Source organism: Lewinella sp. LCG006 (assembly GCF_040784935.1).
Lineage (GTDB): Bacteria > Bacteroidota > Bacteroidia > Chitinophagales > Saprospiraceae > Lewinella.
This window is the reverse complement of the sequence record NZ_CP160680.1, coordinates 4,450,219-4,470,816: the sequence shown is the minus strand read 5'-3', so window position 1 is coordinate 4,470,816 and position 20,598 is coordinate 4,450,219. Positions and strand designations below refer to the sequence as shown.

The following is a 20,598-nucleotide window of genomic DNA, read 5'->3' as shown; positions in this document are numbered from 1 at the left end:
TGAATCATTCTGAATGACCTTTCTTTTTTATGAAAAATGCCCCCAGCGCACTCGGGCGCCACATTATTTTAGAGCTTTATGATTGTCCGCCTGCATTGCTGAAAGTACCAGCGCAGGCCGAAGAATTCCTCCTCGAAGCAGCTCAACGGATGGAAGCGACTGTCGTAAATGCGCAGTTTCATGCCTTTTCTCCTTACGGTGTCTCCGGAGTTGTGATTATTCAAGAAAGCCATCTCACCATCCATACCTGGCCAGAGTACGAGTATGCCGCCGTTGACATCTTCACCTGCGGAGAGCTCAAATTGGAAGCGGGTATTACATACTTATGTGAAGCATTTCAGGCAAAAAAACACTGGCAGCGAGAACTCGCCCGAGGACTTAACTTAGACCAGCAAGCAACAGCTCCCCATCTTTAGACGTTTTACTCGTCCAAAAACATTGAGCTTATGAAAAACGGCTGGTTCCTTCTTTTCCCTGTCCTTTTATTTTCCACTTGCACCGACGATGGTAAAAATGCATGTGATACCCTAGAAGACTTGGGGACCTTCTCCCTCTTGCCCACCTCGAAAGCGGCCATTCCCTACACTACCGCTGATCAACGGGCAGTGTTTGTTGATAGCCTGGGGGGAGAACGCTCGTTGGAGATCATACAACTCTCTGATGGTTATTTGGAACAGCAATTCACGGCTGCCTGTCTGGTTGATAATTCTACTTTTAGCACTTATTCGTGGATGCCGGAAAAAACTTGTTACGAATTAAAAGATGAAACCACGGGCAGTTTCAGCTATCAGCTTTGCGTAGAAATGCAATACAACCTGGTGAATGTTGCCGAAAAGCAAGTTGCTGATTTGCTGAGCATCGCGGCCTATAGTTCAAGTAGTAGACTACAAAGGGAAGGCGACTATTCCATCCTCCTGGCACCACGTAATTTTATGGGAGAGATCATTACCGAAGGCACTACCGAATTGCTTGATGAATTGACCTGGCAAGGCCGTACTCTCACACAAGTCTATCATCTGGAATCAGTGAACAACATCGGGCTTCCTCGGGAATTGTACTACACCAAGGCCGAAGGCCTCGTGGCTTTCAAAGATTATGCCAGTGATACCTTCTTCTTTTTTGATCGGATTGAATAATAGAGTTGTTACTTTTACGAAAAATTAAGCAAAACGAATGATCGTAGTAACCGGAGCGGCAGGATTTATAAGCAGTTGTTTGGTAGCAGCCCTCAACGAACAAGGCCGAGAAGATTTGATCCTTAGTGATGATTTTAGTAGAGAAGATAAAATGCGTAACTGGTTGGGGAAGCAGTACATCGCCAAAGTCGACCGTGATGTTTTTCCTACATGGTTAGACGCCAATCATCAAGATGTAGAAGTGATCTTTCACCTTGGTGCGCGGACGGATACTACCGAGCAAGATGAAGCCCTTTTTGACCGGCTCAACCTGCATTACACCCAGCAAGTTTGGGAGCGTTGCCAACGTTATGACCTTCCGCTGATTTACGCCAGTAGTGCCGCTACTTACGGTGCTGGTGAGCATGGCTACCAAGATCATCATTCAGTCATTGATCAACTGACGCCGCTCAATCCCTATGGGCGCTCAAAAAATGACTTTGACAAGTGGGCCTTACAGCAAGATCAGCAACCACCACGCTGGTACGGCCTCAAGTTTTTCAATGTCTATGGTCCTAATGAATACCATAAAGGACGAATGGCCAGCGTAATCTTTCACACCTTCCGGCAAATTCAACAAACAGGTGCTATGAAGTTGTTTCGTAGCCACCGACCTGACTTCAACGATGGCGAGCAGAGCCGGGATTTTATCTACGTAAAAGACGTGGTAAAAATGATGATTTGGCTGTGGCAAAACACCGCGCCCAATGGCCTTTACAATATAGGTACTGGTCAGGCACGTACTTTTTATGATCTAGCAGCCAACACTTTCAAAGCACAAGCACTGACGCCCAGTATTTCTTTCGTGGACACACCAGTAGATATTCGCGACACCTACCAGTACTTTACCGAGGCAGATATGAATAAACTGCACGAAGCGGGTTATCCAAATGAGTACTATTCGCTGGAAGAGGGCATTGCGGATTATGTGCAAGGGTATCTGGAGGAGGATAAGGTGTGGTAGGTGGATGTAGCTAAGCAGCCTTTAGTCCCAACTCATTGTATAAAGATTGAACCGATTTTAACACTTCTGAATTCAATCTGTATCCAGAGGTTCCATCAGGCAATTCGACGGGCGCAATAAAATGAAATCTACGTAGAATAGTAATGTGTTGCGAAACCGTGGGCTTACTAAGAGGAATGACTTTGGCCAAACTACTAAAAGAAAGTGTAGGCCGCTGTAGCAATAATTGTATAATCAAAACACGGGCTGGATGCCCTAGGGCGAAATGATAGTTGGCGACATCCGTCAGTTCTTGTTCGAATTTGTAGTCTTTTTTGAGAGCCATGAGCGTTCTTTTGATTTGAATGACTGGCACTAAAGTAATTAAATGTTTTTTATAATCAAAATAAAAACAAAAATATATCATTACGTATAATGATGCCTACCCAAGTGCCGTGTTGAATGTGGTGACTGCACGCTCACACACAAACCCCATTCGTATAAATACATTCACGCATTTACACCTGTAAATGGGGGGTATCAACCCACGCTACGCACACTGCACGCTACAGGAGGTGACTACCGCTCTCAATCAACCCCATTCGTATAAATACATTCACGCATTTACACCCGAAAATGAGGAGCATCAACCACCGCCTCCAGTACCCCAAAAGCCTCTTCCAGATTTTTCCCAAACGCAAAAATTCCTTCTTCGTGGCCTTCCATCACAAAGAGTTTTCGCTCGGGTAAGTCGGTCGTTTCGAGCAAGTGAACAATACCATCCACCATTTCAGGGGTTCCATAAGGTGCATCAGCAGGCGTGGTGGGTACTTTGTGCAAAAGGTGCTGCCAAAGCTCCAAATGATGAATATGAATAACGCCCTTCACCCAGGGCAATTTCTCGTAGATCACCGCATGGCTCATACTTTCCGATGAGGCGACTACTGGTCCACTGCACCACAGTTTGTTCTCCTTAGCAACTACCGCAGTCACCTTAGCTATTTGCTCGGGGCCAAGAACGGGTATCCCGCCGGTAGCAGATCCACTGATGAAAAATGTTTCTCCTGTTCCAATGCGTTCTGAAATATTTCCGAAACCTATCCCATCAGGATAGGCTCCAATCCATCGCCGCAAGTAACAATGCTGTCGATATTTCAACAAGTTCTGCAACTTGCTTTCTGCAAAAGCTTCCGTTTTTTTCCAAACAGGTTGGAATTTGATATAACCTTCGTCCAATATGCTTATTTTTGATAAATCTAAGACCCCTCCTGAAATAAATGACCACAAAATTTCATTTCAGAAGAGATTTTATTTTCCCTTAACATACAGGAGTAGCTCTCTTTACCCCTATTAATGGACCTACTCCTTATTCATCTGTCAAGCAATTAAACCACCATGTTGAAAAAAACCTTGTTAGTACTTAGTTTAAGCCTCTTTTTTGTTCAGGCTTATACACAACCTTTAGCTTTACAAATAGAACAACTCAAAGCCCAAGTAAAGAAAGCTGCAGAAAATGACGGACGTTCTAAAGCGCTGGGATTAGCGCTTTTAGGCTATGATTTCCTTGGTGCTGATAACCCAGACCTTCAGCGCCTGCTTTACGAAACTTATTATTCTACTTCGGATTATGACCTTTACGAAGGTGAGTACACCGAAAACACCTTCAACGACGCGGAGTGGTCGCCCAACGGCAATCAAATAGCTGCGGCGATGGCAGGCGGTACCATTAGATTGTACGAAGTCAGTTCACCAGAAAAATTCGAGGAATTCCCCCTCGTCATTGGTGGTGGCGTACTGGCCATCAGCTGGTCACCTGACAGCAAAAACCTGGCCTTCGGTACGACGGAAGGTAGTTTAGGTATTTTTAACCTCAGCACTAAACAGGTCACCAAACAATGGGAACATGGTGATTACATCCGGGCGGTTGCCTGGTCACCCGACGGCACCAAACTCGCTGCTGGCGGTGATGAAAATATCCTCTTTGTTTACAATGTAAGTACCTCTGCCCAAGAAAGAAGTTTCACTTCTCATACGGATTGGATCAGGAATATATCTTGGTCCGCTGACGGTAAAATGGTGGCTGCTGCTAGCGATGATACCACGGTTACCGTATGGTCAGTGACGGAAGGTAACCTGATCACCACCCACCGTTCCCATGAAGATTACTGCCGTGATGTAGCATTTGCGCCTTCAGGCAATGCACTTGCAAGTTGTTCAGATGATTTAAACATTTACCTGTACGACCCTGCGACCAGCAGTATTCCTGACCGAAACTTTAAAGGTCACGAAAACTGGGTGATGGGTGTCGATTGGTCGCCTAATGGAAAAATGCTAGCTTCGGCAGACAACAGTGGTACTATCATCCTGCATACCGTACGCAGCGGCGATCAAATGTTTTTCAACTCTGTTGAACCAGAAACCTCCTGGATGGATGTGGAATTTGCTCCCAAAGGGGATCGCTTTATCGCCATAGGATCTTATGAGTTGGCTATTTATGAGATCGGCACTTCTGCGCCTATTGCTCGTTTGTTGGCCGATGGTGGCACCAGCCAGACCAGCGAAAGCAGTAGCAACCCGCTGGAGGCCCTCCTTGCTGAACTGTTGCCTGCTTCTTTCCAGCTATTCCCTTCGCCCAACGGTGATTACCTAGGGGTGATTGATGCGAATTATAGTCTGAACGTAGTGGATATGATCGAGGGTAAAACCGCCTACGTCATCAGTGAGCACAGCGATTGGATTCGCAACATCGCCTGGTCTGCAGATGGTAATTTACTGGCTACAGCATCTGATGATCAGATGGTAGGCATCTGGGATGCACGTACGGGCGAAATGCAACATTTTCTCAGCGGACACTCTGATTGGGTGCGTGACGTTGATTTTTCACCCGATAGCAAAATCCTAGCTTCAGCGGGAGACGATGGTCTCTTACGTTTTTGGGATACTACTACTGGAGATGAACTTGGTGCTACCGACAATATTGGTTCTTATCTTTTGACTGTGCGATGGTCTCCCAACCAAAGGTACCTTGCTGCCCAAAGTTCAGAAGAATTTCTTTACCTGTGGGATGCTAATAACAACCAATTGTTGTTCACCAGTGGCGAACCGACTCTACCTGGCTCCTTGAAGTGGATAGGCGACCAGCAACTACAAGTACAAAGTAGAGACGGTGCCCTCATGCAATGGACCCCCGAAAACGGTCTGGAGGTCGCCTACAACACCTCTGGGCTAGAAGTAACCAATTCCAATGGTATCAAAGCCAAAGTCAATGGAGCCTACATCAGTCTTTCTGGCAAATCAAATGGTCTTTTGCAAGGACACGATGCCCAAATTATCAGTTTGGAGTGGTCGCCTGACCAGCAGTACCTCATCTCTCAGGGAGCCGATGGAAATATGGGAATTTGGGATGCTGGTAAGCAACAGTTGATTGCCTTAATGCCTATTACGGATGGTTCACAGAAAATGCTGGTATGGTCTACCGAAGGGAATGGCTTCTATCTTCCGGGTGCTCCCGGCAAGGTGATTCTCCCCCCTTCTGAACTTCGCAAAAGTATTGCGACCGATCAGTACAGCAATCTCTTTTCGGGAGAAGACGTACTACGCTTTAAGTTGGAAAGCATCTTCTTGAAAGACGCAGCAACCGTTGCAAAACTCAAGTCGGGTGCTGATGCAGGCATACTGACCGCCATCGCTAATTATTATGAAACGCGGGCGCAAGCCCAGGTTGACGCAACGGCCAAAGCTGCCGACGAAAAAATGGCGAAATCCTTTGCGGAGGCAGCGGGAGAATAGCTAGACTGAAGTTTGCCTTTTGGGATTACCTAAAGGTGATAGTTTTTAGCAGATCGACTTCAGCAGGAAGATGCTGTTATTTATGTGGTGGAAGAAGAAGGTCAATTGTTAGGATTCACGCAGCTTTATCCCTTGTTTTCTTCAACGCGGATGCGGCGCCTTTGGCTCCTCAATGATCTTTTTGTACACCCTACCCAGCGAGGGAGAGGCTTATCTCTTCAGCTTCTGGAACGAGCGAAAACCCTCTGTCGAGACACCCATACCTGCGGCGTAATGTTGGAAACGGAGAAAAGCAATACCATTGGCAACCAGCTCTACCCCAGAGCAGGCTTTCAACAGCATGAGAGCAGCAATTTTCATGAATGGACGAATGAATAGTGGAAAGAATGACGGATAAAACAAAACTGGCAGCATTGTTTTAACCGTCATTCTTAATTTGGTCACGTTTATCGAATGATCAGCTGGCTCGAATAAAACTGCCCTTTCTCGTTGATGAGGGTGAGGAAATAAATCCCGGAAGGATGCTGCTGCCGGTCAAACTTTATTTCATTCCCAGTAAATTGGGTTACTTCTTTCACGATTTGCCCCATCGAGTTTCTAACCTGAATGTTATAGATGTCCTGATCTTCATTATCAAAACTGATCGTGGTAAAATCTGAAAATGGATTAGGAGAAATCGTCAGGTGCTTGTCCAATAGAAAGTCTTCTACGCCACTAGTGGTTGCGCAGGTTTCTGCGATATTCAACAAATCAATGTAGAAGTCGGCGCAACCGCCATTTCCATCATCTTCCTTTCCTTCTGCACCCCATGGCTCCCCTGCATTAACAGGTCCTTGGTTGAAAACAAAATTGATCGCGGTTACGGTGATACCGTAATAGGTATTGGGATCGGGTAAGAATACCGCAAAAGTATCATTGCCCATATTCATACCATTGGTAGCATTGGCATGATTCCACTCAATAACACTAGCCCAACCATTGGCTCCGCTGTGAAAGCCAATTTCATTCAGACCAGCCAAGCTTCCTGGTGAACTTTGACAATTTTGATTGTAATCAAACCAAATCTGAATCCCTCCGTCGGGATCATTACACCCCCAAGCAACCTGCGCAGTAGAAGGAATACTTGCTACAAGCACAAGAAATAAGGCAAAAAGAAAAGGTACGTGTAAATTTTTTTTGTTCATAATAAACAGTTTAGATGGTTAAAAAGACGCTTATTTTTTAAGAACGTAATACTCGTATCCACTGAGGGATAGGTTATTCGAGATAGCGATCACCTCTCCCGTCAAAGCATCTGTCCAGGAGGTATTTTGCAAATTGGTAGGAATCGGAAAATCAAGCTGTTCTTCCCTCATATTCACGATCACCAACAATTCCTCTTCGTTCAATTTTTTCTTGAAGCAAACAATATCGGTATTCGAGTAATTGGTGATAGAGCCAGTTTTTGAGACGGATGAGCCATTGTAGAAATTCAGCAGTTCTTCATAAGCATTCAGCATATCAGGATTGTCATTCCAGTTGATCGCAGAATTCGAGAAAAAGGGCACATTGCTGGTTCTGCCAACTTCTTGGCCCGTATAAATCATTGGCACTCCTCCCATAAAAATGGTCACAACAGAGGCAGCTGTTGCACCCTCTTTACCATTAAAAAGGATCATCGGTGTTTGATCCCAAGCCGACTCATCATGATTGGTGGAGTAACGAAGTTTGTGTTTTCCACTGGGGATGCCGCCATACTCTATTTGATGAACATTGAATATCCTGAATGCTGGTTGCCCTTCATAGACTGATTTTAGTGCGCCATAAAAATCCCAGGCATATATGAGATCAAAACCTGCTTCCCAATGATCTAACCTGCCGCCTTCGGCAAGCAATACATAGTCTCTATTAGGGATACTTTTCAGTGAATCAATGGCAGTTTTCCAAAAGTCAAAAGGCACCCCATCGGCATAATCACACCGATAACCGTCAATATTTGCTTCTAAAACCCAGTACTTCATCACATCAATCATTGCTTCTCTCATGGAGGAATTCTCAAAATTCAAATCCGCTACATCCTGCCAGTTGGTACCTGCAGGGATCACAATTTCACCTGAAGTGTTTTGTGTATACCAGCTTTTATTACTGATCCAGCTATTGTCCCAAGCAGTATGGTTGGCTACCCAATCCATGATCACAGCCATCCCTCTGGCGTGCGCCTCATCGGTCAGCATCCGCAGGTCACTTAGTGTACCGTACTCTGAACTTATAGCTTTGTAATCCTTGACTGAATAAGGGGAATTGACAGAATTGACCTGACCGATAGGATGAATGGGCATGAGCCAAATAACATTCACCCCCAAATTTTTCAAATTATCTAACCTATTTACAACGCCGGCCAAGTCTCCCGTTGGGCTGAAAGCTCTTAGGTTTACCTCGTACATGATTACGTCCTCCGTAGCAGGGACTTCTCCAAAAGGAGTACCATATTGGCTGTATTCATCCGTAGGCTCGGGGGTAATGATCACGGCTGGCTTGTCCTTACTACAGGAAAAGGCCATGAAGCAAAGTAGTGCGATAATAAAAAAGGTACGGTCTTTATACATCGTATTTGGTTGGAGTGAAGAATAGCGAAATACTCAGGCAGGTGAACGCCTTTGACGTTCAAACGCCAGCTTGTCTACAAAGTTAGCATAGGAGAAAGCCAAATGGAGAACTGTTTTCAAGTGTATAGAAAAAACACCCACAATTTACACACAAACAATTGATAATCAAATTTTTAATTCTTTTCAAGTATAGAAAGTAAAAAGAAAAATTAAGCATCAAAATCTTAACAAGCTTCGGCGAGAGCTAGTTATTCCAAATAGATTTGACTTCAAGTACTGCTTTATCAAAATCATCACTAGAAAGAAATGACCGGTTGCGGACCTTGGTTTTATAAGTATAAATGGTATTGACAGAGTAGTTGTGGACTTTGGCAATGATGTCATTATTGGAGACCCCCAGTCGAATAAGCGCAAAAATCCTTAGCTCAATCGAAAGTACTTTCTGTGCTGGTATTTCAAATTGTTCCGCTGGAGGAAAAAACTGATTCATCTGTTCAATAAAAGTGGGAAAGACCGTCAGGAAAGTCGAATCAAAATCCTGGAGCAACTTTTTCTCTTCATGATCTGCATTGAATTGCTTGATAGTGAAAATCGCCTCTTTGAATTTCCCCTCCGCCATTTCTTTTGATGATTTGCTGAAAAGCGATTTTACCTTATTGACTAAATTGGTATTGGCTTGAAAAAAGTGACCAATGTATTTTTCTTTCAGCTGATTAGATTCGCTCAGTTTTTGGGCATAAGTAGCTAGAGCTTGATAAGCTTTTTGTATGGCCGCCTCGCGTTCTATTATTTGCTGGTGTTGGCTTTTGATGTGTTTTTTCTGAAATAGCGTCCTAAAGAAAAGCAAAACCGAAAGGAAAAGTAGCATCGCTAATGTTGCGGAGAAAAAGACAAATTGCTGATATTTTGATTGTTCCAATTCCAAACGCTGTTTTTCAATCAAGGGGAGGATATTCAGAATTTGCATTTTGCGATGTTGCGCACCAAAAAAATTAGCATCCGACAAAGCGAGATTGATATAGCGGCTAGCACGTTCAAAATTTTTAGCCTCGGAAAAATAATTCGCCAAGAAGGTCAGGGCGGTGCTTTCTTTTACCAGAGCCTGCTCATCGGCAATAGCAGCCTTGATCATAAAATGCAAAACAGTATCTTGATCTGCACCTTGATACAATGAGCTCAGGGCGGAATATTCAATTGCCAATTGCCGGGTTGTAATTTCTGGATGCTGGATAAGCTGTTGGTAAATCTTTTTGCTTTTCTCTAATTCTTTACGCTTTAGTGCCTTCAACCCAAGGAAAGAAAGTTGCTCCACCGTATTGTTTTCAGTGTAGTAGATGGCCGAATCAAGAAATGCCATGCCAGCATTGAATGGCTCCTCTGTGTTCAGATAATTTGTGTAAGCATCCGTCAAGTCAAAATAACTCCTTGCCAAATTAAAATAATACCTGCACCGTACAGTATCAGGCATCTCCTCCATCGTCAACCCTTTTAGTTTATCGATAGACTCTCGAAACAAGCCAGAGGATAACAGAATAAAAGCTTCTTGAATCTCCGCTTGATTATTCTCTACCGGTGTAGCCGCCACTTTTTTTAATCTTTGGATTTCAATGGAGGCAGTATCATAATTAAAGGATCGGTATTCATGAGTAAGATTTAAGAGCAACTGAAAAGAATCTTTCTGGGTTTCAGCACGAGCGAGATGCTTCCGTAAAGTATTTATCCTTTGGTATTTTGCCTTCAAGGCTAATGGACGTCGTTGGATATTTTGCTCCAGGACATTGATTAGAGTATCCCGATTTCCAGAACAAATCACTACGGTCAGGAAACAAACAAGAAAAAGTAGTGGCTTTTTTATCATTCTTCCTTTCATGAATTATTGTCCCAGCAGAACAACTCTAATAATAGATTGATTGTATTTTCTGGCAAAGTAGCCTGTTTTATATAAAAAAGGGAAAGAAAGATCAATCGATCTCGCTTTCCCTTTTCAGACCTAAGCCCAGTGGCTTAGCCTTGGCAATTTTTACTGAAACTTATCCAAAGCATAGCCTACAAAGAGCAATCCTCTGGTCGTGCTCCGACGCCGTATTCCTGCATCAATGCCTCTAGTCTGGCTTCATAAGCATCTGGTGCCTCTATTTTAGCGAGCTTCAGCAAGGCGTCGTGGCGGCATGTCCACACCTTAATACGCAATCGCTGAACCCGACACTCCAGATCAGGCAAGAAATTGAACTCGAAGGTACGTTGAAACGATTCAATTTGATCGAGGTACTGGGTTGCTTCTTCACAAGTGCCGGTAAGCCCTTTCATCGTCCAGTCTTTTACCTGATGGATGTTATCACAGTAAAAGTCGGCCGATTGATAATTTTCTTTAAGGATATCTCCCTGGGCAACAAACCTGCGCCAGATCATATCAATTTTACCACCATTGGCTTGGTATTCATCGCTCAAGGCCGCAAGTTCATTGATTTTAATCATCGTAATTTCTGCCAGTGGTGTACGATCGGCTCGTTGGAGGTCATCAATTTTTTGGAGCATTTCCTCTCCCAGTTCACAGAGGTAGGCGAAACCATCCATGATGTAAGCCCGAATCAGTGGTTCTTTTTCACAATATTCATAACCATACTGACCCATGTGTTTGACCTTATTATCGGGAATGAAGGCTTCCCAGGCTATGTTCAAGGCAGCAACATCACCTTCTTTTTGTGCGATGGCTCCTTCCAGTTCTTTGATCTTACCCCGCAATTCCCCATTGGGTGCAACGCCCGTTTCGGCTTGCAATTGACTGACTTTATCGAGCATCAACGGAGCTGCGTTACAAATATCCAGGGCTCCTCTCAAGACAAATGCCTTCATGTTAGGGGTAGGATTACAGGGAAATAGTGCCAATTCCGTATCAAACCCGGGAGAAACACCGGTGTCCATATAAGTTTTCCAGGCAACATCCAATTTAGACACGTCTTGATAAAACGCTTTCATCCTTGCCACTTCCTCTGCCAAACCATAGACGTCTTCTACCCGCAAGGTGGTTTTTTCTGTTAATCGGAGCGTACGATTTTCGAAAATATCCTTGGAACCTGCAACATCGCCACGGCAAAACTGTGCGTAGGCGGTCATGTAGGAATACTTCGCCAGCGTCTTTTTTTCGCAGATGGTTTTTGTTTCCTTGATGGCATCCAGCTCTTGTAAGTTGACTTCTTTGGTGCGTAAAAACGCTTTCCAAATTTCGTCAACGCTATAGTATGCTTTGATTTTTGCGTCCAATTCATCCATTTTCAATACATACCCGGGGATCGACCTTAGCACAGCAGGATCTAGCCCTTGGACTTCCGTCATCAACCTTTCGGCATCCTCTACCTGACTTTGACACAGGCAAGAGTTGGTATTCATCAACAGGTATTTAGCATATTTCGGCTTTTCATAGGCCATATTAGGCTTAATCAATTCACTCATATTGGAAATCTTGTCATTGTCCAAGAATTCCTTCCACGTTTCGTCAAAGTTGCCTCCTTGAGCAAAAGCAGAGGCAGAAACAAATAAAAAACTGATAATCAGATAGAAAAAACAAGAGTTTGTTCGCATTGCTGTTCGAAGTTTAAAGTAGGTTTATTTTGGGCCTTATCTGGATTGGTAGTAGTTATTCCCGTTACGAATCTTCCGTATTGCCTTGTGACGGGTATACAAACGCTGAGGTAACGTTTTTGTAGGGGGAAATATTCCTTGGTGGGGTAGGAAAAGTAGGGGAGCAAGTCTGAGCATCTAAAGACTTGGTAATTCGTATATCCAAAAGGAACAACTACCTTTTCCTTAACCCCCCCCGTACTATCAAATGGGCTATAGAAAGAATAATAGTGTTGTGATTGTGCAGATGTACACAGGATTATGCTTAATGATAGTATCAAAAAGGGTACTGTTGGGAGTTTATTAACTGGCATTTTCTGTGAAATTTCGGTTATTCTTTTTAATGAGGTCTTTCTTAGTTTACTACTTTTTTGTCATTAGCGCAGGCCAGCGCCCGCAGCCCGATGCCCGAAGGGTGCAAGAATCCCGATTAAAAATCGGGCGCAGTGGTAGTGACGCGAAGCAGGTACTAAGAATGGATCACCGGGTAGCACGCTCAGCGCTGCTACGACCCCAAACATAAAAACCAATTAACTGGTTAACTAATCTTTATGTTGTAATGCGCTCCCCCCTTCCGGAAACAAACCCAACAACCCCTCTTCACTCGCCGCACAAATCCCTCTTTCAGTAATCAGGCCAGTCACCAGCCGAGCGGGCGTTACATCGAAGCCGTAATTGAGGCCAGGGCTGGCATCCGGGGTAAGTTGTACCCATTGGCTTTTATCATTGAGCTTGCCCTGAATGTGGGTGACTTCGTCGCCGCCGCGTTCCTCTATGGGGATTTCACGGAGGCCGTCGCGGATGGTCCAGTCGATGGTGCTGGTGGGGAGACCGACGTAGAAGGGGACGCCATTGTCGTGGGCGGCCAGCGCTTTGAGGTAAGTGCCTATTTTATTGGCCACATCGCCCTCGCGGGTCGTACGGTCGGTGCCAACGAAAACCACATCGACCATGCCGTGCTGCATGAGGTGCCCTCCCAGGTTGTCGACTATCACGGTGTGAGGGATGCCAGCTGCGGCCAATTCATACGCCGTCAGGCGAGCGCCTTGGTTGCGGGGGCGAGTTTCATCTACCCAAACGTGTACCGGCAGGCCTTTTTCGTGAGCCAAATAAATGGGTGCCGTGGCAGTGCCATAGTCAATACAAGCTAGCTTTCCAGCATTGCAATGGGTGAGGATATTGATGGTTTCACCGGGCTTGGTGGCGGCAATATCTTGCAAAATTTCCAGACCATGCTCTCCGATGGCCCGGCACTGGGCTGCGCTTGCGATAGCAAAATCCTCGGCAGCTTGCCTTGCAACGCTTACGCGATCATGAGGAGCAGCTGCGCGGATACGCAACTTAGAAGCTTCCAAAGCATTGAACAGATCGACCGCTGTGGGGCGGGTGTTTTGCAATTGGTCAATGACCTGATCCAGATAGTTGTCAAAATCAACGGCGCCCTGGTATTCCAGCATCGCCAGGTACAAGCCCCAGGCCGCCGTAGCGCCGATCAGCGGGGCTCCGCGCACGTGCATTTCTTTGATTGCCGCAGCCGCCTGCGCAGTCGTCTTCAGCGGTTCATGTACCAAGTCATGGGGCAAGGCCCTTTGGTCAATAATCCAAACAGTAGAGGAATCTTGAGGATCGAGCCAGATGGTTTTTAGGTCAGGCATCATCGTATTTGCTGATTTATGTAAGGCAAGCTCACTTTAATTAGCTTTCCAGAAATAAGGCGTAAACAATACCAGTATCGTAAATAACTCCAAACGCCCTAATAACATCAGAAAACTAAGCACCAATTTTATCTCACTGGATAGCCAGGCAAAGTTATCGACCGGGCCTACTTTTCCAATACCCGGGCCTACATTACCCAGACAAGTAGCAACGGCTCCAATGGCGGTCATGAAATCTAAGCCCATCGCTGCCAACAAAAGCGATCCGATCATAAACAAGGAAAGATAAAGCAGCAGAAAAATAATGATATGGGTGATGATCCTCCCCTTTACAATTTCGCCATTCAGGCGTAGAGGCACTACAGCCCTGGGATGAAGAATACGCTTAAATTCCAGGATGGAATTCTTAAAGAAGACCAAATTCCGAATAATCTTGATTCCTCCACTGGTAGACCCCGCACAGGCTCCCACAAAAAGTAGGATAAAGAAAAAGAGTGTCAGGCCTACCGACCAGCTAGTGTAGTCTGCCGAAACGAAACCCGTAGTCGTAATCAAGGAAACAATTTGAAAACTGCTGTCTCGGAAAGCTTGCTCCCAACTCACATCGACCACTGAATGCACGGCTATCGTTACGCAAAGGCTAAAAAACAGGATGATAAAGGTGTAAGCCTTGAATTCGTCGCTCGACCAAACTCTGCGCAGCTTGCCCTTCAAGCCAAAGTAAATAATCGTGTAGTTCGTCCCCGCCAGAAACATGAAGAAACAGACCGTATACTGGATGAGGGGAGAGAAGGCAGCCATACTGCTGTTGCGCGTAGAAAAACCACCCGTAGCCATCGTAGTAAGTGCGTGATTAACAGCCTCGTAAATCGACATCCCTTCTAGAAAAAGGAGTACGGCAAGAACAAAAGTTAGGCCAACATAAATCAGCCAGAGCCGTTTAGCAGTTTCACTGATCCGTGGATGCAGTTTATCACTGGTAGGCCCGGGGGCTTCGGCTACAAAAAGTTCTACGCCACCAATCCCCAGTAAGGGAAATATTGCTACGGTAAGTACTATGATTCCCATGCCGCCGATCCACTGAGTGAGGCTTCGCCAATAAAGGATACCCGGAGGTTGGGCCTCAATATCGGTGAGCACGGAGGCCCCAGTAGTCGTCATTCCTGAGGCGGTTTCGAAAATGGCATCAGGGATGCTAGGGATAACTCCACTGAGCAAATAGGGCAGCATCCCGAAAAGCACCATGACCAACCAACCTAAGGCAACAATCAAATACCCTTCCCTTTTCTTGACCGACCGATCGGATCCCAACCTCGGTAAACGCAGCAGCCCTCCAATGAGGAGGCAAATCAACCCCGACCAAACGAGCGATTCCATATCCTTGCTTTCGTAATACCAGGAAATTGGAATACCCGTCCACATCAATAAGCCAATGATGAGTAGAAGGACACCTAAAACACGGCTAATAATGCGATAGTTGATCATATCAGTACTTCTAAATCTTCGAAGAATTCATCCAATTCGTCAAAACTTTTCACTCCTACTTTTTCCTCTTCAGCACCCTCTACACTAAATCCTTTGACAGGTATTTCTTCCATGAATTGTGTAGGAGTCGTTCCCGCCAAGGGCAAATCAAGCAATAAGGGATATTGTGTTGCCCATTGTGCCAATTGCGCTACGCCAAAAGGGGTACCCTGTTGGATATCCGGCCAGGTAAGTCCACCTTTACTGAATTGTAGCAAGAAAAAATCTACAAAGTCTTTGCGTTCTTCCAGCAGCTCTGCCAAATCCTCCGCGGGCAGGTAAGCCTCTACAACAATTTCCTGGATGATTTCTACTTTTCCTTTTAGCGCTTGCAAATGTGCCAATGGCGTCAGCATCCCCAATTGTATGGTCTCCAAGCCCAAAACATCAATAGCGGCTTCAATTTCCGGCAGGGTAGCTAAGCCAAACTCTCCACAAATTTTCACCCCATCAACCCACTCCCTTAGTGCGGCCACCAACTGTAGTTCCACAGAAGTTTCCGATCCTGGAGAAAGCATAAAGCCTAGCCATTCTGTTTCCCAGGCCGCAAAATAACGGGCGTCGGTCAGGTGGGTAATGGCACTTGCTTTGACTTTAGTAGATAACATAATTGTCCAATTTGGGGCTTCTGTCCAATAAATGCCGCAAAGGTACATAATGAGCAGTCGAAAGTATGCGCAAAAAATATGATCTTTGAGAATATACCCGTTACTAAGTGGTCTGGGACATTCTCACTTGTCCTTTTTTGCTCTGACTGCGTTAAAAAGCCTCGCCGAAGCTTAGGCTTCGCCTACGTTTTTCGCCTTGGCAGAGCAAAAAATGACGTTGCGATAATATTCCCAAACCACTTAGTGCCGGGTATAATAATAAAACGCCCGTAGCCTATCGCACCAATGAAAGAACTTCCTAAATACTACGAAAACGTTTACGATGTGGTGCGCCTGATTCCCCGAGGACGGATCACCAATTATGGTGCCATTGCCAGTTTTCTCTCGTTGGGGTCGGCTAGAATGGTGGGATGGGCCTTGAACGCGGGGCTGCATATCGGCGACGTCCCAGCTCATCGGGTTGTAAACAGAAAAGGAGAACTCAGTGGTCGGGGGCATTTTGCGACGCCCACCCTGATGCAAGAGCGGCTAGAAGCCGAAGGCATCACCGTCATTGATGATAAAGTCGTAAATTTTGACCACTACTTCTGGTCCCCAGATAGTTTACTCGCATAAAACAGTCATTCATGTCCAACCCTTACGAATCAGCCTTTGGTGAAGAACAGCAACCCGCAAAACAAGGCGTGGATAAGCCCAAGGAAGGTTTGGATTTTTCTAATTTACCTCCACTGGAAGAAAGCGACCTTACTCCAGCATTGGACGAATTGCTAGCTCGGTGTGAGGCTTTCACGCAGGAAGCTACTACTTTTGGCCAGTTACTCTCTCGTCTAAGGGTTGTGGATCACCAGGTAAGAGGCACAGGGAAACAACATTGGCTAAAGCTATTGATCGAAATAGAAGACAAGCATCAACAGCCAAGCCTGGCTGGTGAACGTAAATATTTCCGTTTATTACAGGATAAATTCAGTGCCATTATCGTCCCAATGAAAGCATTGGCCGAGCAGCATCTGGTGTGTCTGAAGCAATTTCACGACGAAATCGATGAAAATTACTATGCGCCCAATAAAACCGATCTGGAAGTAAAAAGAGAAATCGAACGCGTAAAAGGAGATCTTCTCTTACAAAGGCAAATTTTACATGATGCCCAACGGGCATTGGTGATCCTGAAGGACGCTTTAGCGGCTACCGAATACCGATTAAATAGCTACATCAATGCCGGTGGCGAAAATAATTTAGCTACTGCCGAGCTGGTATTAATGAAAAAAGATCGCCAACAACTCACTGACGGTATCACCCACAACTTCAACTATACGTTTTTTGCTTTGAACCTGCTAGACAAGGCTTCTTTGAAATTTGGCCTCGTTCCACAGAAGACTACAGCTCAGTATCTTAGTGGTTTGAGTTTGGCGCTGGAAAGTCGAGAGTTGTGAAAGTGTAAATTTATAAAGACAGGCTTGCAAATTTTTGTATATTTGTTTCTGCTTCCTTGCTACTGCAAAGAAGTTGTTTTTATTTAAAAGAGCTTTGAGAGAAAATTGGTACGGTATTTGGTTCTGTCAAGTTGGATGTGCCATTTTTCTAATGAAAAAAAATCCAACCGATGGAAAAACAGAAGATTGAATCGGTAACTTTAACCAACAAAGGAAACGATAATATCCAGTTGGATTATGCCGAGTTACGTAAAGCAGTGATTGTTTTGCGGGCGGTTAACCACAAGTTACGCCAACAAATTATTGACCTGCTTGAAGAGAACGGAAGCATGGCCGTTACAGATATTTATGTAAGCCTGCGCCTTGAGCAGTCAGTAGCTTCTCAGCACCTCGCTATCTTGCGCCGTGCCGGAGTAGTAGATACCGAGCGACAAGGAAAGTATATTTATTATGCTTTGGACCAGGATCGCCTAGCACAGATTGGCAAATTGGTTGAAGAATTAGCCGCTGGCTAAAGCTACCTTTGTGAAAGAGTTCTAATTCACATTAAAAAACTCCCGACTTTTGACTAAGCTCAATGGCCGGGATTTTTTTTAGCCCGTGTACAAAAGGAGTAATTCCAATTTGGGCCTCCTCAAAACAATGTTTTTTTGTAAAAACGATAATTTATACGATCTTTGTTGAACACGTTTAACAATCATCCACTGGTTTGATAAAGTTAAACCTCTCTTTTCTCAGTCGTATTTTTTTTCTGACCCACGTATTAGACACAATTCAAAACAACTGATTAAGTAACAAATTACGTCCCACTTTACCCAGGGAAGAAGCTCAGGTTATTGCCTGTAGCAAACTTTCTAATTGTGTTTACTATGAGAAAGAAATCGAACAATCGCGTACTAATCGACGATGAGAAGCTTGAAGTGTCATCCGAAATTCTCCGGGCTTTGGCCCACCCACTACGCATGAAAATTTTGTCTTTTATCGACAAACACGGCTCCGTAAATGTCAATAAAATCTATAATACCCTGCAATTAGAGCAGTCGATTACTTCCCAACACTTACGCATTCTCCGCTTAGCTAATCTGGTGGATACCAAGCGAAGAGGTAAATATGTCGTTTACGAAATTGCCTACGATAAATTAGGAGATACGATTGATTCTGTCAGGACTTTTATCGAAGAGTTTAATGCTTAGCAAAATTGGACTTTAGCCAAATGGTTAAAGTCCAATTTATTCTTCCTCTTCTTTTTGCAATTGTCCTTCTGCTGGCGATGCTTGTTGGAAAAAGCTACGATGAAAAAAGAGTATTTGAACTACGCCCCAGCTAATGGCCACATCAGCAAGATTAAAAACTGGGCCAAAAAACAGCATGGGCCTACCTCCAAGACGAGGAATCCACGAAGGTAATTGTATTTCAAAAAGTGGAAAATATAACATATCTACCACTTTTCCGTGCAGAAAAGAGCTGTAGCCACCACCCGGTGGTAAAAACTCTGCTGGTAATCCATGCGAATAAGAAGCTGAAAAAAGCAAGCCATAGAAGGTGCTGTCAATTATATTCCCAAGTGCTCCGGCCAAAATTAGCGCAAAGCTGATAACCAAGCCTTTAGCAATCTCTGGGCTTCTTAGTAAACTCCGGATAAAGAATACCAAAAAGGTGGCTGCTAATATTCTAAACAGGCTAAGAATAAGCTTTCCATGAGGAATGTTGAAGCGCTGACCAAAGGCCATTCCTTCGTTTTCCACGAAGTGAATAAGTGCTCGGTCCCAACCAAATATAGGAATCATTTCGCCGTAAAGCATATGCGTTTTCACCCACACTTTGATCGTTTGATCAACGATCAAAACCAGTAAAACGATCCCGATCACCAAATTAGAATTCTTCAAATCTCTAAGTAATTTGACGGAAATAACTGATTCCATTTTTTCCAACGATTCGCGAATATTTTCACGCAAGCTCCTTTTAGTTGCTTGCTTAGAAAATTTTAGCGAATCAAAAATGGAATCAGTTATTTTTGATCCGTCTCTAAGTATTAATCCTCTTCGGGAATAATTTCCTCGTCCTCTTCCGTCGCTGCTTTTTTAGCGTTGACTTTCAGCGGATTTTCGTGCATCTCTAAGTAGGTACTACGCTGACGCGAAATATCAATCGCCTGAAATAGCGCTTCACGGAAACTGGCAGGATCGGCCTCGTTTTTACCCGCCAAGTCGTAAGCTGTACCGTGATCAGGGGAAGTCCTGATGCCAGAAAGGCCCGCAGTATAATTCACTCCATTACCGAAAGCCAACAATTTGAATGGAATCAATCCCTGGTCGTGGTACATGGCCAAAATACCATCAAATTTCTGGTACTGACCAGCCCCAAAGAAGCCATCAGCTGAAAATGGCCCAACCGCAAGGATCCCCCCCTTCTTTGACTCTACTACTGCTGGTCGGATGATTTTTTCTTCTGCATCTCCTAACAGTCCATTATCGCCAGCATGAGGGTTCAAACCCAATACCGCAATGGCGGGCCGCTCTATGCCAAAATCCATCTTCAGGGTGTGATGCATCAAACGCAACTTCTGGATAATCAGCTCTTTGTTCAAGAGGTGAACAATCTCAGATACTGGCACGTGATTGGTAGCCAGGCCAATCCGCAGACCACCACTCACCATAAACATCAAGCTTTCTTTAGCGCCAAGCTGATCCGTGATGTACTCGGTGTGCCCCGGAAAAGGAAAACCTCCCCCCAACTGCATTGCGTGCTTGTTGATGGGTGCCGTAACCAGTGCGTCAATTTTTTTATCCTTCAAATCGGTCACTGCACGCTCCAGAGCGATGGCAGCATACTGGCCACTCTCCGTATTGGCCTGCCCAAGCTCAATATTGACGGTTTCCTGCCAACAATTATAAACATTCACCTTGCCTGAGGCCGACTGGTCGACTTCCCGGCAAGCATGAAAATGAAAATCAGGATTAACAATATTTTTATGGTATGACATAACTTTGCTCGAACCATAAATTACCGGTGTACACTGGTTCAGGATACGATCATCCGCCAAGGTTTTTATAATTACCTCGGGGCCAATGCCATTGATATCGCCAATACTAATGCCTATTTTGGGCTTATGCATGAATCTTTATTTAGGAAGCGTAAATATAGGAGATTTTCTTGCTTTTCAGCTATTCCACCTGCTTGTTGGACAACCAATAAAATAGTTGGTGTTACCTTTGGAACCATTGCAACACTACAGACGTTAAATATATCAGATTTTTAATTGACCATAAAA

General features: G+C 44.7%; 19 protein-coding genes and 1 pseudogene. 9 read left to right on the top strand and 11 right to left on the bottom strand.

The annotated features are described in order from the left end of the window. Positions 1–29: 29 nt before the first annotated feature. From speD to rfaD, 3 genes are read left to right on the top strand one after another with little or no spacing between them, the layout of a single operon-like run. Complete coding sequence (gene speD, locus AB0L18_RS16170) at positions 30–416, top strand: adenosylmethionine decarboxylase (RefSeq protein WP_367388342.1); 387 nt, start codon at positions 30–32, stop codon at positions 414–416. A gap of 30 nt (positions 417–446) precedes the next feature. Then, positions 447–1,136, top strand: coding sequence for a hypothetical protein (locus AB0L18_RS16165; RefSeq protein WP_367388341.1), 690 nt, complete (start codon positions 447–449; stop codon positions 1,134–1,136). Between the two features lie 37 nt (positions 1,137–1,173). Beyond that, the gene (rfaD, locus tag AB0L18_RS16160; protein WP_367388340.1) at positions 1,174–2,139 is read left to right on the top strand and encodes an ADP-glyceromanno-heptose 6-epimerase; all 966 of its coding nucleotides are present in this window, start codon (positions 1,174–1,176) and stop codon (positions 2,137–2,139) included. 10 nt (positions 2,140–2,149) lie between these two features. Here rfaD and AB0L18_RS16155 read toward each other — a convergent pair whose 3' ends face one another. Continuing rightward, positions 2,150–2,464, bottom strand: a complete 315-nt coding sequence (locus tag AB0L18_RS16155) for an ArsR/SmtB family transcription factor (RefSeq protein ID WP_367388339.1) — start codon at positions 2,462–2,464, stop codon at positions 2,150–2,152. 278 nt (positions 2,465–2,742) lie between these two features. Then, the gene (locus tag AB0L18_RS16150) at positions 2,743–3,354 is read right to left on the bottom strand and encodes a class II aldolase/adducin family protein (RefSeq protein ID WP_367388338.1); all 612 of its coding nucleotides are present in this window, start codon (positions 3,352–3,354) and stop codon (positions 2,743–2,745) included. 159 nt (positions 3,355–3,513) lie between these two features. Here AB0L18_RS16150 and AB0L18_RS16145 point away from each other — a divergent pair, with 159 nt between their 5' ends. Together AB0L18_RS16145 and AB0L18_RS16140 are read left to right on the top strand one after the other, a co-directional pair. Further along, on the top strand, positions 3,514–5,907 hold the full coding sequence (locus AB0L18_RS16145; protein WP_367388337.1) for a WD40 repeat domain-containing protein: 2,394 nt from the start codon (positions 3,514–3,516) through the stop codon (positions 5,905–5,907). A gap of 60 nt (positions 5,908–5,967) precedes the next feature. Beyond that, a pseudogene (locus AB0L18_RS16140) lies at positions 5,968–6,285 on the top strand (GNAT family N-acetyltransferase); the annotation flags it as partial. Between the two features lie 68 nt (positions 6,286–6,353). Here AB0L18_RS16140 and AB0L18_RS16135 read toward each other — a convergent pair. The 7 genes from AB0L18_RS16135 to AB0L18_RS16105 form a co-directional block, all read right to left on the bottom strand. Then, on the bottom strand, positions 6,354–7,091 hold the full coding sequence (locus tag AB0L18_RS16135; protein WP_367388336.1) for a T9SS type A sorting domain-containing protein: 738 nt from the start codon (positions 7,089–7,091) through the stop codon (positions 6,354–6,356). Between the two features lie 30 nt (positions 7,092–7,121). Continuing rightward, on the bottom strand, positions 7,122–8,492 hold the full coding sequence (locus tag AB0L18_RS16130; protein ID WP_367388335.1) for an alpha-amylase family glycosyl hydrolase: 1,371 nt from the start codon (positions 8,490–8,492) through the stop codon (positions 7,122–7,124). A gap of 244 nt (positions 8,493–8,736) precedes the next feature. Beyond that, a complete protein-coding gene (locus AB0L18_RS16125; RefSeq protein WP_367388334.1) occupies positions 8,737–10,362 on the bottom strand; it encodes a DUF6377 domain-containing protein in 1,626 nt (541 codons plus the stop codon). 176 nt (positions 10,363–10,538) lie between these two features. Continuing rightward, a complete protein-coding gene (locus AB0L18_RS16120) occupies positions 10,539–12,071 on the bottom strand; it encodes a hypothetical protein (RefSeq protein WP_367388333.1) in 1,533 nt (510 codons plus the stop codon). 581 nt (positions 12,072–12,652) lie between these two features. Further along, complete coding sequence (mtnA, locus tag AB0L18_RS16115) at positions 12,653–13,765, bottom strand: S-methyl-5-thioribose-1-phosphate isomerase (protein WP_367393158.1); 1,113 nt, start codon at positions 13,763–13,765, stop codon at positions 12,653–12,655. A gap of 36 nt (positions 13,766–13,801) precedes the next feature. Next, positions 13,802–15,250: a TrkH family potassium uptake protein gene (locus AB0L18_RS16110; protein ID WP_367388332.1), complete on the bottom strand. Its 1,449-nt coding sequence runs from the start codon at positions 15,248–15,250 to the stop codon at positions 13,802–13,804. Further along, a complete protein-coding gene (locus tag AB0L18_RS16105) occupies positions 15,247–15,897 on the bottom strand; it encodes an N-(5'-phosphoribosyl)anthranilate isomerase (RefSeq protein ID WP_367388331.1) in 651 nt (216 codons plus the stop codon). Before AB0L18_RS16105 ends, AB0L18_RS16110 begins: the two co-directional genes overlap by 4 nt. Positions 15,898–16,182: 285 nt before the next feature. On the opposite strand from AB0L18_RS16105, the gene AB0L18_RS16100 reads away from it, so the two are divergent. The 4 genes from AB0L18_RS16100 (at position 16,183) to AB0L18_RS16085 (ending at position 18,520) form a co-directional block, all read left to right on the top strand. Next, positions 16,183–16,512 carry an MGMT family protein gene (locus AB0L18_RS16100; protein ID WP_367388330.1) on the top strand — a complete coding sequence of 110 codons (330 nt, stop codon included), beginning with the start codon at positions 16,183–16,185 and terminating at the stop codon, positions 16,510–16,512. Between the two features lie 11 nt (positions 16,513–16,523). Next, the gene (locus tag AB0L18_RS16095) at positions 16,524–17,327 is read left to right on the top strand and encodes a hypothetical protein (protein WP_367388329.1); all 804 of its coding nucleotides are present in this window, start codon (positions 16,524–16,526) and stop codon (positions 17,325–17,327) included. 170 nt (positions 17,328–17,497) lie between these two features. After that, on the top strand, positions 17,498–17,842 hold the full coding sequence (locus AB0L18_RS16090; RefSeq protein WP_367388328.1) for an ArsR/SmtB family transcription factor: 345 nt from the start codon (positions 17,498–17,500) through the stop codon (positions 17,840–17,842). A 354-nt stretch (positions 17,843–18,196) separates the two neighbouring features. Continuing rightward, a complete protein-coding gene (locus tag AB0L18_RS16085; protein WP_367388327.1) occupies positions 18,197–18,520 on the top strand; it encodes an ArsR/SmtB family transcription factor in 324 nt (107 codons plus the stop codon). 36 nt (positions 18,521–18,556) lie between these two features. Here the strand turns inward: AB0L18_RS16085 and AB0L18_RS16080 are convergent, their stop codons facing one another. Further along, positions 18,557–19,213 (bottom strand): lipoprotein signal peptidase, encoded by a 657-nt coding sequence (locus AB0L18_RS16080; protein ID WP_367388326.1) that lies wholly within the window; start codon positions 19,211–19,213, stop codon positions 18,557–18,559. A gap of 146 nt (positions 19,214–19,359) precedes the next feature. Continuing rightward, complete coding sequence (gene pdxA, locus AB0L18_RS16075) at positions 19,360–20,442, bottom strand: 4-hydroxythreonine-4-phosphate dehydrogenase PdxA (RefSeq protein WP_367388325.1); 1,083 nt, start codon at positions 20,440–20,442, stop codon at positions 19,360–19,362. Positions 20,443–20,598: the final 156 nt, after the last annotated feature.

What these genes read in the sequence shown, in the direction of transcription:
- speD (WP_367388342.1), top strand. Translation starts at nt 30, where the DNA reads ATGAAAAATGCCCCCAGCGCACTCGGGCGCCACATTATTTTAGAGCTT.
- AB0L18_RS16165 (WP_367388341.1), top strand. Translation starts at nt 447, where the DNA reads ATGAAAAACGGCTGGTTCCTTCTTTTCCCTGTCCTTTTATTTTCCACT.
- rfaD (WP_367388340.1), top strand. Translation starts at nt 1,174, where the DNA reads ATGATCGTAGTAACCGGAGCGGCAGGATTTATAAGCAGTTGTTTGGTA.
- AB0L18_RS16155 (WP_367388339.1), bottom strand. Translation starts at nt 2,464, where the DNA reads ATGGCTCTCAAAAAAGACTACAAATTCGAACAAGAACTGACGGATGTC.
- AB0L18_RS16145 (WP_367388337.1), top strand. Translation starts at nt 3,514, where the DNA reads ATGTTGAAAAAAACCTTGTTAGTACTTAGTTTAAGCCTCTTTTTTGTT.
- AB0L18_RS16135 (WP_367388336.1), bottom strand. Translation starts at nt 7,091, where the DNA reads ATGAACAAAAAAAATTTACACGTACCTTTTCTTTTTGCCTTATTTCTT.
- AB0L18_RS16130 (WP_367388335.1), bottom strand. Translation starts at nt 8,492, where the DNA reads ATGTATAAAGACCGTACCTTTTTTATTATCGCACTACTTTGCTTCATG.
- AB0L18_RS16125 (WP_367388334.1), bottom strand. Translation starts at nt 10,362, where the DNA reads ATGAAAGGAAGAATGATAAAAAAGCCACTACTTTTTCTTGTTTGTTTC.
- AB0L18_RS16120 (WP_367388333.1), bottom strand. Translation starts at nt 12,071, where the DNA reads ATGCGAACAAACTCTTGTTTTTTCTATCTGATTATCAGTTTTTTATTT.
- mtnA (WP_367393158.1), bottom strand. Translation starts at nt 13,765, where the DNA reads ATGCCTGACCTAAAAACCATCTGGCTCGATCCTCAAGATTCCTCTACT.
- AB0L18_RS16110 (WP_367388332.1), bottom strand. Translation starts at nt 15,250, where the DNA reads ATGATCAACTATCGCATTATTAGCCGTGTTTTAGGTGTCCTTCTACTC.
- AB0L18_RS16105 (WP_367388331.1), bottom strand. Translation starts at nt 15,897, where the DNA reads ATGTTATCTACTAAAGTCAAAGCAAGTGCCATTACCCACCTGACCGAC.
- AB0L18_RS16100 (WP_367388330.1), top strand. Translation starts at nt 16,183, where the DNA reads ATGAAAGAACTTCCTAAATACTACGAAAACGTTTACGATGTGGTGCGC.
- AB0L18_RS16095 (WP_367388329.1), top strand. Translation starts at nt 16,524, where the DNA reads ATGTCCAACCCTTACGAATCAGCCTTTGGTGAAGAACAGCAACCCGCA.
- AB0L18_RS16090 (WP_367388328.1), top strand. Translation starts at nt 17,498, where the DNA reads ATGGAAAAACAGAAGATTGAATCGGTAACTTTAACCAACAAAGGAAAC.
- AB0L18_RS16085 (WP_367388327.1), top strand. Translation starts at nt 18,197, where the DNA reads ATGAGAAAGAAATCGAACAATCGCGTACTAATCGACGATGAGAAGCTT.
- pdxA (WP_367388325.1), bottom strand. Translation starts at nt 20,442, where the DNA reads ATGCATAAGCCCAAAATAGGCATTAGTATTGGCGATATCAATGGCATT.